At 65.5% G+C, this 12,369-nt stretch carries 14 protein-coding genes; 11 read left to right on the forward strand and 3 right to left on the reverse strand.

The window, feature by feature from the left end:
• Positions 1-19: 19 nt before the first annotated feature.
• Both gluQRS and Q0743_RS03245 read left to right on the forward strand, forming a co-directional pair.
• A complete protein-coding gene (gluQRS, locus tag Q0743_RS03240) occupies positions 20-892 on the forward strand; it encodes a tRNA glutamyl-Q(34) synthetase GluQRS (RefSeq protein WP_298240192.1) in 873 nt (290 codons plus the stop codon).
• 103 nt (positions 893-995) lie between these two features.
• Complete coding sequence (locus Q0743_RS03245) at positions 996-2,252, forward strand: ATP-binding protein (RefSeq protein WP_298240157.1); 1,257 nt, start codon at positions 996-998, stop codon at positions 2,250-2,252.
• On the opposite strand, the gene Q0743_RS03250 is transcribed toward Q0743_RS03245, so the two are convergent.
• Positions 2,179-3,072 carry a YihY/virulence factor BrkB family protein gene (locus Q0743_RS03250; protein ID WP_298240158.1) on the reverse strand — a complete coding sequence of 298 codons (894 nt, stop codon included), beginning with the start codon at positions 3,070-3,072 and terminating at the stop codon, positions 2,179-2,181. The two genes, Q0743_RS03245 and Q0743_RS03250, sit on opposite strands and share 74 nt — an antisense overlap.
• A gap of 172 nt (positions 3,073-3,244) precedes the next feature.
• On the opposite strand from Q0743_RS03250, the gene Q0743_RS03255 reads away from it, so the two are divergent.
• The 6 genes from Q0743_RS03255 to Q0743_RS03280 all read left to right on the forward strand — a co-directional run bounded on the left by Q0743_RS03255 (position 3,245) and on the right by Q0743_RS03280 (position 7,320).
• Positions 3,245-3,439 carry a twin transmembrane helix small protein gene (locus Q0743_RS03255; protein WP_298240159.1) on the forward strand — a complete coding sequence of 65 codons (195 nt, stop codon included), beginning with the start codon at positions 3,245-3,247 and terminating at the stop codon, positions 3,437-3,439.
• Positions 3,440-4,012 carry a cob(I)yrinic acid a,c-diamide adenosyltransferase gene (locus tag Q0743_RS03260; protein ID WP_298240160.1) on the forward strand — a complete coding sequence of 191 codons (573 nt, stop codon included), beginning with the start codon at positions 3,440-3,442 and terminating at the stop codon, positions 4,010-4,012. It abuts the gene before it with no gap.
• Between the two features lie 140 nt (positions 4,013-4,152).
• A complete protein-coding gene (locus tag Q0743_RS03265; RefSeq protein ID WP_018646529.1) occupies positions 4,153-4,902 on the forward strand; it encodes an electron transfer flavoprotein subunit beta/FixA family protein in 750 nt (249 codons plus the stop codon).
• Complete coding sequence (locus Q0743_RS03270; RefSeq protein WP_298240161.1) at positions 4,902-5,846, forward strand: FAD-binding protein; 945 nt, start codon at positions 4,902-4,904, stop codon at positions 5,844-5,846. Before Q0743_RS03265 ends, Q0743_RS03270 begins: the two co-directional genes overlap by 1 nt.
• A gap of 207 nt (positions 5,847-6,053) precedes the next feature.
• Positions 6,054-6,935: a 3-hydroxybutyryl-CoA dehydrogenase gene (locus Q0743_RS03275; protein WP_298240162.1), complete on the forward strand. Its 882-nt coding sequence runs from the start codon at positions 6,054-6,056 to the stop codon at positions 6,933-6,935.
• A 190-nt stretch (positions 6,936-7,125) separates the two neighbouring features.
• On the forward strand, positions 7,126-7,320 hold the full coding sequence (locus tag Q0743_RS03280; RefSeq protein WP_008543352.1) for a hypothetical protein: 195 nt from the start codon (positions 7,126-7,128) through the stop codon (positions 7,318-7,320).
• Positions 7,321-7,328: 8 nt separating this feature from the next.
• Here Q0743_RS03280 and Q0743_RS03285 read toward each other — a convergent pair whose 3' ends face one another.
• Complete coding sequence (locus tag Q0743_RS03285) at positions 7,329-7,994, reverse strand: TlpA disulfide reductase family protein (protein WP_298240193.1); 666 nt, start codon at positions 7,992-7,994, stop codon at positions 7,329-7,331.
• A 101-nt stretch (positions 7,995-8,095) separates the two neighbouring features.
• Here Q0743_RS03285 and argH point away from each other — a divergent pair, with 101 nt between their 5' ends.
• From argH to lysA, 3 genes are all read left to right on the forward strand, one after another.
• A complete protein-coding gene (argH, locus tag Q0743_RS03290) occupies positions 8,096-9,487 on the forward strand; it encodes an argininosuccinate lyase (protein WP_298240163.1) in 1,392 nt (463 codons plus the stop codon).
• Between the two features lie 99 nt (positions 9,488-9,586).
• Positions 9,587-9,883, forward strand: a complete 297-nt coding sequence (locus Q0743_RS03295; RefSeq protein WP_298240164.1) for a lipoprotein — start codon at positions 9,587-9,589, stop codon at positions 9,881-9,883.
• 23 nt (positions 9,884-9,906) lie between these two features.
• On the forward strand, positions 9,907-11,172 hold the full coding sequence (lysA, locus tag Q0743_RS03300; RefSeq protein ID WP_298240165.1) for a diaminopimelate decarboxylase: 1,266 nt from the start codon (positions 9,907-9,909) through the stop codon (positions 11,170-11,172).
• 179 nt (positions 11,173-11,351) lie between these two features.
• Here the strand turns inward: lysA and Q0743_RS03305 are convergent, their stop codons facing one another.
• Positions 11,352-12,260, reverse strand: coding sequence for an NAD(P)-dependent oxidoreductase (locus tag Q0743_RS03305; RefSeq protein ID WP_298240166.1), 909 nt, complete (start codon positions 12,258-12,260; stop codon positions 11,352-11,354).
• Between the last annotated feature and the right edge of the window lie 109 nt (positions 12,261-12,369).

A 12,369-nucleotide genomic window follows, 5' to 3' on the forward strand; every position in this document is an offset into this window, starting at 1 on the left:
CCATGACGAGATTTGTCAGATGACGCCACCCGTTTTCCGATTCGCCCCCAGCCCGAACGGCCACCTGCATCTCGGCCACGCCTGCTCGGCGCTGCTGAACTTCCAGCGGGCGCGCGAGACCGGCGGGCGAATGCTGCTGCGGATCGAGGACATCGACGCGATGCGCTGCCGGCCGGAGTTCGAGGCGGCGATTTACGAGGATCTCGCCTGGCTCGGGATGAACTGGGAGATTCCGGTACGGCGGCAGTCGGAGCATCTCGCCGATTATCGCGCCGCGCTGGACAAGCTGTCGGCGCTTGGCCTCGTTTATCCCGCCTTTGAAAGCCGCGCCGAGATCGCAAAGCTCGTTGCCGCACGCGAGGCGGACGGCCCGTGGCCGCGCGATCCCGACGGCGCGCCGCTTTATCCCGGCGATGCCAGATCGCGGCCGGCCGACGAGCGTGCGCGCCTGATGGCTTCGGGCACGCCCTACGCGCTGCGGCTCGACATGGCGGCTGCCTGTCAGCAGGCCGCCTGTCTGACGTGGAACGAGCTCGGCGAGGGCCCGGGCGGCGAGTGCGGCATCGTTCCGGCGCGGCCGGAGCTCTGGGGCGACGTGATCCTTGCGCGCAAGGAGACGCCGACCAGCTACCATCTGTCCGTTGTCGTCGACGACGCGCTCCAGGGCGTCAGCGAAATCGTGCGCGGCCAGGATCTGTTTCATGCAACGTCCGTCCATCGGCTGCTCCAGGTCCTACTCGGCCTGCCGGAACCCGCCTATCGCCATCACCGGCTGATTTGCGACGACGAGGGGCGGAAGCTGTCGAAGTCGAGCCAATCGACCGGTCTGCGCGCCTTGCGCGCGGCCGGGATCACGCCGGACGGCATCTGCCAGCTGGTGGGATTAGGTTAAGTTTCTCTGGGGGTTAGCGAAACGTCGCCGTGACTCCGGGTGTTTGCCCGTGCCATGCTCGGCAAACAGCCCGGGGTTCGAAGGGACACTTCGAAGGGGATTCATGGCGGCGAAAAAGCGCCCAGCGCGCACCACGCGGACGTCCAGGCGACCGCCTCGGAAGCGGTCCGGGGCGGCTGGACAGGTGCGCAAGCGCAGCACGAGGACGGTCGCGCCTGACGTGGTCCAGGCGGCGCTCGCCGCCTTTGCCCACGAGGTCCGCACCCCTCTGACCGGCATTCTGGCGATCAGCGACCTGCTCGCGACCTCCGATCTCGGCGAACGGGAACGGCGCTGGGCCGACACCATCAAGGCCGGTGCCGAGCATCTGGCGAGCCTCGCCACGCTGTTCGTGGATGCCGCCAGAACCGGCGGGAAGGGCGGCAGCACGCTGCGGCAGGACCTGTTCGACCTCAGGGCGCTCGCCCGCAGCTCCGGCGATTCGCTTGCGGGGCGCGCTGCGGCCAAGGGGCTCCAGGCCCAGGTCGAGATCTCCGACAAGCTTCCCGGCCTCGTGGTTGGCGATCCCGTCCGCCTGCGCGCCGCGCTCGAGAACCTGATCGACAATGCCGTGAAGTTCACCGAGCAGGGCGGCGTGGCGCTCGTGATCGCACCTGCCAAGGACAAGGATAAGAGCAGAGCCAAGGGCCGGGTCAGCGTGGCCTTCGCGGTGTCCGACAGCGGCATCGGCCTGACCATGGCCGAGATCAAGCGTCTGTTCCGCCCGTTCACGCAGGCCAATGTCACCATCGCCTCGCGCTTCGGCGGCGCCGGCCTGGGGCTCTCCTCGGTCAAGCAACTGGCGCGTGCGATGGGCGGCGACATCACCGTCGCCCCGCGCCGCGGCGGCGGCGCCACCTTCACGCTGACGGTATCGCTGGACGCGGCGGGATCGGGCAAATCCCGCAAGAGAAAGGGTGAAGCCGGACCGGATGCGGTCGCGGCGCTGCGCGTTCTGAGCGTCGAGGACAATCCGTTCGGCCGCGTCGTGTTGAACACGATCCTGACCGAGCTCGGCCATCATGCCGAGTTCATCGGGCGTGGCGAGGACGCCGTCGGCCGGCTGGCGCAGGGCGCGTTCGACGCCGTGCTGATGGACATGGTGCTACCGGGCATTGACGGCGTCGAGGCCATCCGGCGGATCCGCACCATGGAGGCGCCGCTGGCTCGGATCCCGATCATCGGGGTGTCCGGTCGCGGCGAGGATGAGGCCGCCTCGCGCGAGGCCGGCGCCGATGCCTTCCTGGTCAAGCCTGTGTCTCCGCGGGCGCTAGCGACTGCGCTGCTTGAAGCGACACGCCGTGGGGAAGCCGCGACTTGATGATCGCGGCATTGAGCTCGCCGCCGTAAACGAAGATCGCGGCGATGAAATACAGGAACACCAGCGCGATGATCACCGAGGCGAGCCCCGCATACATGGTCACGTAGTTGTTGGCGAAGCGCGCCAGATATTGTCCGAACACGATGCCTGATATCAGCGACGCCACGATGGTGAAGACGATGCCGGGCAGGATCTGGAAGAAGTTGCGCCGTCCCGCCGGGAGCCAGGCGTGGAGGATGATCAGCGCCACCACGAGCGCGCCGATGGTGATGCCGTAGCGCAGCCAGGTGAGGATGCGCTCGTTGGATTCGACGAACAGCGGAATGTGGGCACGCGCGGCCTCGATGATTAGCGGACCGAGCACGATCAGGAACGCCATGGCGAGCGCGGTGAAGGCCGCGACCAGCGTGTAGCCGATCGATTCCAGCCGCAGCCAGTACCAGCGCCGCATCTCCACCACCGCATAGGCACGGTTGAGCGCAACCCGCAGCGCCTCGACGCCGTTGGAGGCGAAATAGACCGACAGCGCTGCGCCGATCGTCAGCACGCCGGTGCGGGTCGTGGTTAAGACGTCATGGACCTCGCCCGAGATCGAATCGGCGACCTGCTTGGGCCAGATCTGCAGCATCAGGCTGGCGGCCTGGTCGGCGAGTTCCTTGGACCCGAAGAAGCCGGCAAGCGAGGTCAGCACGATCAGGAACGGGAACAGCGCCATCAGCGTCGACAGCGCGATGTGGCTGGCGATCGCCCAGCCGTCATCGGCCAGGAACGTGTAGAACGCATCCATCACGACGCAGTAGATGTAGCGGATAGCTTTCACGTGGCACCTATACCGCTGCTGCCACTCCCTCTTCCCGCGCGCGGGGAGAGGTGAAGAGAACGGGTCGCTCTCGCAAATCTGAAATCATCCAACCAGCTTCTGACATTATGGGCTCAAAAGCCAGATCGCCAACGCCATGGCGGACCGGCGCGCACGGTGTTATCACCCTCCAATGGCATCTCTCCTGACGACTTTCATCCTGCCGGTGGCGGCAGGCGCCGTGGCCCTGGTGCTGCTGCTCGGGCTCATCAACATGATGCGCGGCGGCTCGCCCAACACATCGCAAAAGCTGATGCGCTGGCGCGTGCTGCTGCAGTTCGTGGCGATCATCATCGCCATGGTCGCGGTCTGGGCGATGGGGCGCTAGATGGTTACGCTAAATCGCATCTACACCAAGACCGGCGACGACGGCACGACGGCGCTCGGAACCGGCGAGCGCCGGCCGAAATACGATCTGCGCATCGAGGCCTATGGCACCGTCGACGAGACCAACGCCGCGATCGGCGTGGTCAGGCTCCACACCGCGGAGATGCCCGAGCTCGACGCGATGCTCGGCCGCATCCAGAACGATCTGTTCGATCTCGGCGCCGACCTCGCGGTGCCCGAGCGTGAAGGCAAGGCGGAGCGGCTGCGGGTGGTGGCGAGCCAGGTCGAGCGGCTCGAGCGCGACATCGACGCGCTCAACGACAAGCTCCAGCCGCTCACCTCCTTCGTGCTTCCCGGTGGCACGCCGGCCGCAGCCCATCTGCACGTCGCCCGCACGATATGCCGCAGGGCGGAACGGGTGATCGTGGAACTGGCAGCCCGGCCGGGCGAGCCGGTCAGCACCGCTGGCATTCAATATATGAACCGCCTGTCGGACTTCCTGTTCGTGGCCAGCCGAGCCGCCAACGGTAACGGCGTCGGCGACGTGCTCTGGGTTCCCGGCCAGAATCGCTGACCCATCGAGCCCACCCTCGGGGCCCTGCGCATTTCAGAAGGCCAAAATTAGGCCCGCTCGCGCGTTGACCGGGGCAGGTCGGGCCTTTAGGTTCCGCGCCAGTTGATAACCCCCCTCCCAAATTGAGTGAAAGAGGATCGATGAAGGTCTTAGTGCCGGTAAAGCGGGTGGTCGATTACAACGTCAAGGTCCGCGTCAAGGGCGATGGATCGGGCGTTGAACTCGCCAACGTCAAGATGTCGATGAACCCGTTCGACGAAATCGCGGTCGAGGAAGCGCTGCGTCTGAAGGAAGCCGGCAAGGCGACCGAGGTCGTGGTGGTCTCCATCGGACCTGCGCAGGCGTCGGAGACGATCCGCACGGGTCTTGCCATGGGCGCCGATCGCGGCATCCTGGTGAAGGCCGAGGGCACGGTCGAGCCGCTCGCGGTTGCCAAGATCCTGAAGAAGGTCGCCGACGAAGAGCAGCCGGGCCTGATCATTCTCGGCAAGCAGGCGATCGACGACGACAGCAACCAGACCGGCCAGATGCTGGCCGCGCTGCTCGGCTGGTCGCAGGCAACGTTCGCCTCGAAGCTCGAGGTCGAAGGAAGCGACTTCAAGGTGACCCGCGAAGTCGACGGCGGTCTGCAGACCGTCAAGCTGAAGGGACCGGCGATCGTCACCACCGATCTTCGTCTCAACGAGCCGCGCTACGCCTCGCTGCCGAACATCATGAAGGCCAAGAAGAAGCCGATCGCGGAGAAGACCGTCGCCGACTACGGCGTCGACGTCGCCGCGCGCCTCGAGGTTCTCAAGACGACTGAACCGGCGGGCCGCAAGGCCGGCGTCAAGGTCAAGGACGTCGCCGAGCTGGTGTCGAAACTCAAGAACGAAGCCGGGGTGCTCTGATGACGACGCTTCTGATTGCCGAACACGACAATGCGTCGCTCAAGGATGCGACCAACAAGGCCCTGACCGCAGCTAGCGCGCTCGGCGCGGATGTCGACGTGCTGGTCGCCGGCCAGAACGCCAAGGCCGCGGCGGACGCCGCTGCCAAGCTTGCCGGCGTGAAGAAGGTGCTGCTCGCCGACGGCGACCTCTATGCGCACGATCTTGCCGAGCCGCTGGCCGCGCTGATCGTCTCGCTGGCCGGCAGCTATGACGCGATCGTCGCGCCCGCGACCTCGCGCTTCAAGAACGTGATGCCGCGTGTCGCCGCCCTGCTCGACGTCATGCAGGTCTCGGAGATCATCAAGGTGGTCGCCCCCGACACCTATGAGCGCCCGATCTATGCCGGCAACGCGATCCAGACCGTGAAGTCGAAGGACGCCAAGAAGGTCATCACGGTGCGTACCTCCACGTTCGCCGCTGCGGGCGAGGGTGGCAGCGCGGCGGTCGAGACCGTTCAGGCCGCCGCCGATCCGGGCTTGTCGACCTTTGTCGGCGAGGAAGTTGCCAAGAGCGACCGTCCCGAGTTGACGTCGGCCAAGATCATCGTCTCCGGTGGCCGTGCCATGCAGAGCCGCGAGAACTTCGCCAAGTACATCGAGCCGCTCGCCGACAAGCTCGGCGCCGGCGTCGGTGCCTCGCGCGCGGCGGTGGACGCCGGCTATGCGCCCAACGACTGGCAGGTCGGCCAGACCGGCAAGGTCGTGGCGCCCGAGCTCTACGTCGCCGTCGGCATTTCCGGCGCGATCCAGCATCTGGCCGGCATGAAGGACTCCAAGGTGATCGTCGCGATCAACAAGGACGAGGACGCGCCGATCTTCCAGGTCGCCGATTACGGCCTGGTCGCCGACCTCTACCAGGCGGTTCCGGAGCTGACGACCGAACTCGGCAAGCTCGGCAAGTAAAAGACGTCAAAAACACCGGCCGGAGGTATAAACTCCGGCCGGTGTTGCGTTTCTGAGGCGTTTTCTTTGGCGTGGGGCACGCCTTCGAAGCGATCCAATCTAGGTTTCGAGCCAAGGTTCTGATTAAATCGGACTTCCGGTCAAATCAGACCTCCCGGCTCAGGGGATAGCAGGCGCGATATGCGCGCCGTTCCGGTGGATGACATTATGGCGGCAGTGATCAAGAAGGTCGGCGTGATCGGCGCGGGTCAGATGGGCAATGGCATCGCGCATGTCGCGGCCCTCGCCGGCTTCGACGTGGTGCTCAACGACGTCTCGGCCGAGCGCCTCAAGTCGGGCATGGCGACCATCAACGGCAATCTGGCGCGCCAGGTCTCCAAGAAGGCGGTCTCCGAAGACGACAAGGCCAAGGCGATGGCGCGCATCACGCCCGCCGAAAAGCTCGACGATCTCGCCGATTGCGACCTCGTGATCGAGACCGCGGTCGAGAAGGAAGAGGTCAAGCGCAAGATCTTCCACGAGCTCTGCGCGGTGCTGAAGCCGGAGGCGATCGTCGCCTCCGATACGTCCTCGATCTCGATCACGCGCCTTGCCGCCGCCACCGACCGGCCCGAGCGTTTCATCGGCATTCACTTCATGAATCCGGTGCCGCTGATGGAGCTGGTGGAGCTGATCCGCGGCATCGCCACCGACGATTCCACCTTCGAGGCGTCCAAGGAATTCGTCGGCAAGCTCGGCAAGCAGGTCGCGGTCTCCGAGGATTTCCCGGCCTTCATCGTCAACCGCATCCTGCTGCCGATGATCAACGAGGCGATCTACACGCTGTATGAAGGTGTCGGCAATGTCGAGGCGATCGACGCGGCGATGAAGCTCGGCGCCCACCATCCGATGGGCCCGCTGGAGCTTGCCGATTTCATCGGCCTCGATACCTGCCTCTCGATCATGCAGGTGCTGCATGAGGGCCTGGCCGACTCCAAGTACCGTCCGTGCCCGCTGCTGGTGAAATATGTCGAGGCCGGCTGGCTCGGCCGCAAGACCCAGCGCGGCTTCTACGACTATCGCGGCGCCAAGCCGGTTCCGACGCGCTGAGGCGACGGTGCCGTAGGGTGGGCAAAGGCGCACTTGCGCCGTGCCCACCACCTCATCATGGCCGGAAAAATGCGTGGGCACGCTACGCTTTGCCCACCCTACGGCAGTTCCGTCGTGGGTCGACTGTGTGACAATTCATGTCCTGTTAACCCCTCGCGCCTAGGCTGCGGCCAGTACGAGGGTTCGCGTAATGGACATGATGGCAATGGTCAGCACCATGCTGGCCGCTCAGCAAGGCGCGCTGCAGTCGAATATTGCGGCAACGCTGACCAAGCAGAACGCGGATATGGAGAAATCCACCGTCCTGACGCTGCTCGGCGCCGGTCAGCCCTCGCTCGCCAATGTCGGCCCCGGTGTCGGCGGCAACCTCAACGTCACCGCCTGATCTTCCCCTTAAAGTGACGCGGCGGCCTTGCCCGTCGCGGCCCGGATCAGCTTGAGCGCGTCCTCGCTCGCCCATTCCGCCGGTCCCGCAATCGTCGCGATCTCGCAGCCCTGCGGGTCGACCAGCACCGAAGTGGGCATGCCCAAGGCCCGGCCGATGGCCTTAAGATCCTGGAAAACCTTGGCTTTCTGGTCGCTGAAATAGCTCAGCCTGCCAAGATTGGCCTCCTTCAGGAAGTTTTTCGGCTTCTCGGCGTCGCGGGTGTCGATATTGATCGCCACCACCTCGAAATTCGGGCCCGACAGCTTGCCCTGGAGCTCGTCCAGCGCGGGCATTTCCTTGCGGCAGGGCACGCACCAGGTCGCCCACAGGTTCACCAGCAGCGTCTTGCCGCGGAAATCGGACAGCTTCTTCGGCTTGCCGTCGGCGTCCTCGAAGGCGAGGTCGGGCAGCTTCAGGGGCGCGCTCGCCATGGTCAGTGCTGCCAGCTCGCCATGGGCGAGGGGGGCGATTTTCTGGGCCGTCGCCACCGCCGGCTTGCAGGTTGGATCGCCGCCAGGCGACCGGCTGAGGCCCAGCCCGTAGAGTGCGGCGAAGCCGGCCAAGCCGCCGATCGCCACGGTGGCGATGACGAGGGGGACCCGGCGCGTGGCGGAGGGCGTCTTGTCGAGCATATCGTTTGTCATCCGGTCGCAGATATGGCTATCAGGGGCCTCTTAGTACGGCCGGCAGTGGCCGGCAAACGTGCGGCAAATCAAGGCGTGAGCAGGGGATCATGAGCAACAAGATGTGGGGCGGCCGTTTCTCGGAACGCCCCGACGAGATCATGGAAGAGATCAACGTCTCCATCGACGTCGATCGTCACCTCTTCGCCCAGGACATTGCCGCGTCCAAGGCCCACGCTGCGATGCTCGCCAGCCAAGGCATCATCACGGGCTCTGATGCGAAAAATATCGGCAAGGGTCTAGACACGATTTTGTCAGAGATCGGCAAGGGCGGCTTCGAGTTCAAGCGGGCGCTCGAGGACATCCATATGAATGTCGAGAGCCGCCTGTCCGAGCTGATCGGCCCGGCCGCCGGCCGCCTGCACACCGCGCGCTCGCGCAACGACCAGGTTGCGACCGACTTCCGTCTCTACGTCCGCGACATCATCGACGAGACCGATGCCGCGCTCGCGGCGTTCCAACAGGCGCTGGTCGAGCGCGCGCTGGAACACGCGGGCACCGTCATGCCCGGCTTCACGCATCTGCAGACCGCGCAGCCCGTGACCTTCGGCCATCATCTGCTCGCCTATGTCGAGATGGCCGCGCGCGACCGCGGCCGCTTCCAGGACGCGCGCAAGCGGCTGAACGAATCGCCGCTCGGCGCGGCCGCGCTCGCGGGCACCTCGTTCCCGATCGACCGCCACGCCACCGCAAAGGCACTTCTCTTCGACCGTCCGATGGCGAACTCGCTCGATGCGGTCTCCGACCGTGACTTCGTGCTGGAGACGTTGTCGGCGGCGTCCATCTGCGCCGTGCACATGTCGCGCTTTGCCGAGGAGATCGTGATCTGGACCTCGCCGCTGGTCGGGATGATCCGGCTCAGCGACAAGTTCACCACGGGCTCCTCGATCATGCCGCAGAAGCGCAATCCGGACGCCGCCGAGCTCGTGCGCGCCAAGACCGGCCGCGTCATCGGCGCGCTCAACGGCCTGCTGATCGTGATGAAGGGCCTGCCGCTCGCCTATCAAAAGGACATGCAGGAGGACAAGCAGGGCGCGATGGAAGGTTTTGCCGCGCTGTCCCTGGCGATCCGCGCCATGACCGGCATGGTCCGCGATCTCGTGCCCGACGAAGCCAGGATGAAGGCGGCCGCGGGCGAGGGCTATGCCACCGCGACCGACCTTGCCGACTGGCTGGTGCGGACGCTGAAGATGCCGTTCCGCGAGGCCCATCACGTCACCGGTCGCATCGTCGCCAAGGCCGCCGAGGGCGGCATGGCGCTGCACGAGCTGCCGCTGAAGGAGATGCAGGCGATCGAGCCAAAAATCACCAAGGATGTGCTCGGCGTGCTCTCGGTCGAATCGTCGGTGAAGAGCCGCACCAGCTTCGGTGGCACCGCGCCGAAGAACGTGGTGTCCCAGGCCAAGGCCTGGGCGAAGCGGCTGGAAAAAGAGCGGAAATAGGGCTGAGGGCGAAATTTCGCTGATGTTTCATGATCATCCGGCTCTCGCCAGAGCGCGCTTATCTCTGTATGGTGCGGCCCGCGTAGTGAGGATTTCGTCGTGACGTCAAAGTTTCGCCCGGCCGGCTCGGGGTGGGCCATCATTGTCTTGAGCCTGACGGCGCTCGCGCTGGCCGGCTGCGGCCGCAAGGGGCCGCTGGATCTGCCGCCGACGGCCTCCAACGCGCCCACGGCCAACGCTGCAGCTCCAACCGAGTCCGAGAGCGCAGCCCAGAAGACGTCGAGCATGTTCAATCCCACCTCATCAGGTGCGGATGCCGCGCCGGCGGCAGCCAAGGGCAGCAAGAAATCGTTTATTCTCGACCCGCTCCTGGACGAACCTCCCGGCAAGAAATAAGCCGGGACAACCGAGCCTAAGCCATGAACCATTTCGACTATCGCAACGGCGTACTGCACGCCGAGGCGGTGAACCTGTCCGAGCTGGCCGAAACCGTCGGCACGCCATTCTATTGCTATTCGACCGCGACGCTGGAGCGGCACTACCGCGTCTTCACCGAGGCCTTCGCCGGCGAAGAGGTGCTGGTCTGCTACGCCATGAAGGCGAACTCCAACCAGTCGGTGCTGCGCACGCTGGCCAAGTTAGGGGCCGGCGCCGACGTGGTGTCGGGCGGTGAGTTGAAGCGCGCGCTGGCCGCCGGCATTCCGCCGAACAAGATCCTGTTCTCCGGTGTCGGCAAGACCGAAATCGAGCTGCGTGCCGCGCTCGCCGCCGACATCCTCTGCCTCAACGTTGAATCCGAGCCGGAGCTCGAGCTGCTGTCGCGGCTTGCGACCGAGATGGGCAAGACCGCGCGCGTCTCGCTGCGGGTCAATCCGGATGTCGATGCCGGCACCCATGCCAAGATCTCGACCGGCAAGTCCGAGAACAAGTTCGGCATCCCGATCGTGCATGCGCGCGAGGTCTATGCGCGCGCCGCGAAACTCCCGGGCATCGAGGTCACCGGCACCGACGTGCATATCGGCAGCCAGATCACCGATCTCTCCGGCATGGAGACCGCGTTCCGCATCCTCTCCGAATTCGTGCAGACGCTGCGTGCCGACGGCCACAATATCAGCCACGTCGATTTCGGCGGCGGCCTCGGCATTCCCTATGACATGGACCGCGAGGCGCCGCCGGCGCCGGCCGCTTATGCCGCCATGGTCAAGCGCGTCAGCCACAATCTCGGCTGCACGCTGATGTTCGAGCCGGGGCGCATGATCGTCGGCAATGCCGGCATCCTGGTCGCCAAGGTGATCTATGTGAAGCACGGCGACGGCAAGAATTTCGTCATCATCGACGCTGCGATGAACGATCTCATTCGCCCGACGCTCTACGAGGCGCACCACGACATCCTGCCGGTGACGCAGCCTGCCAAGGGCGCCGCCACCATCATGGCTGACGTCGTCGGTCCGGTCTGCGAGACCGGCGACTATCTCGCGCTCGACCGCACGCTGCCGACGCCGAAGCCCGGCGATCTCATCGCCATCATGACCGCGGGTGCCTACGGCGCGGTGCAGGCCGGCACCTACAACACGCGGCCGCTGGTGCCCGAGGTGCTGGTGAAGGACGATCAGTACGCCGTGGTGCGCCCGCGCGTGGAAGTCGAACAGCTCATTGCGATGGATACGCCCGCGCCGTGGCTGTGAGTTGACGACGCCGGTGCAACAACTTCGGTGTCGTCCCTGCGAAAGCAGGGACCCATAACCACAGGACGAAGTTGTCGCGCGAAGCTGGCAACTCCAAGTCTTCGCCAAACCCTGTCCTCTGGCTATGGGTCCCGGGTTCGCGCTACGCGCGCCCCGGGACGACAGCGGAGTGCAAGGCGTTACTTCCCCGCCAATCCGCCTTTCGCTCCACCTACCACGACGCCCGCCTTCTTCTCGATCGGCTTGATCGCAGCGGTGAAATCGGACTCCGCGCCTTCCGCGGCGATCACCGTCTCCCACAGCCGTCCAACCGCGTCGGCGACTTCCATCGACAGGCCGAGCTGCTTCATCTCCTCCAGCGCCAGGCGGACGTCCTTCACCATCAGTCCCGTGGCGAAGCCGAAATCGAAGCTGCGCGGCAGCACCGAGCGCGGAAACTTGTCGCGGCTCGCGGTGTTCATGCCGGAGCCGGCATTGATGACGTCGATCATCACGGCGGGATCGAGCCCGGCCTTGACGCCCATCACCACCGCTTCCGACGTCGCCACGATCGCGGTGGCCGACAGGAAATTGTTGGCGAGCTTCATGGTCTGCGCCGCACCGGGCTTCTCGCCGATGAAGAACACTTTTCCGATCACATCGAGCGCCGGCTTGAGCAGCTCGAACTCGGCCTTCGGCCCTGACACCATCACCGCCAGCGTGCCCTTCTCGGCGCCGCCGACGCCGCCGGAGACGGGGCAGTCGATCTGCACGATGTTGCGCTTGGCGAGGAGGCCGTGAATCTTCACGGCCATGGCCGAGCCGACGGTAGAGAGATCGACGAAGCGCTTGGCGCGCTTGCCCTCGATCACGCCGTTCGCGCCGGTGGCGACCTCGAGCGAGGCCTGCAGCGAAGGCAGGCTCGCCATCACGGTCTCGACCTGGTCGGCGACGTCCTTCGGTGATCTCGCGACCGAGGCACCGAGCGCCGCGAGCTTGCCAGTGACCTCCTTGCGCGTGTCGAACACGACGAGCCTGTGTCCCGCCTCGATCAGCCGCCGCGCCATCGGGAAACCCATGTTTCCGAGGCCGATGAATCCGATGTCCATTGTGTTTCCTTTTGTTTGTCGTTGTTGCGTCATCCTCGCCGTCGTCCCGGACAAGCGCGCCCAAAGCGCACGCCGATCCGGGACCCATAACCCCAGGGAGGAGTTGTTG

The sequence above is a fragment of the uncultured Bradyrhizobium sp. genome (genome assembly GCF_936943645.1).
Lineage (GTDB): Bacteria > Pseudomonadota > Alphaproteobacteria > Rhizobiales > Xanthobacteraceae > Bradyrhizobium.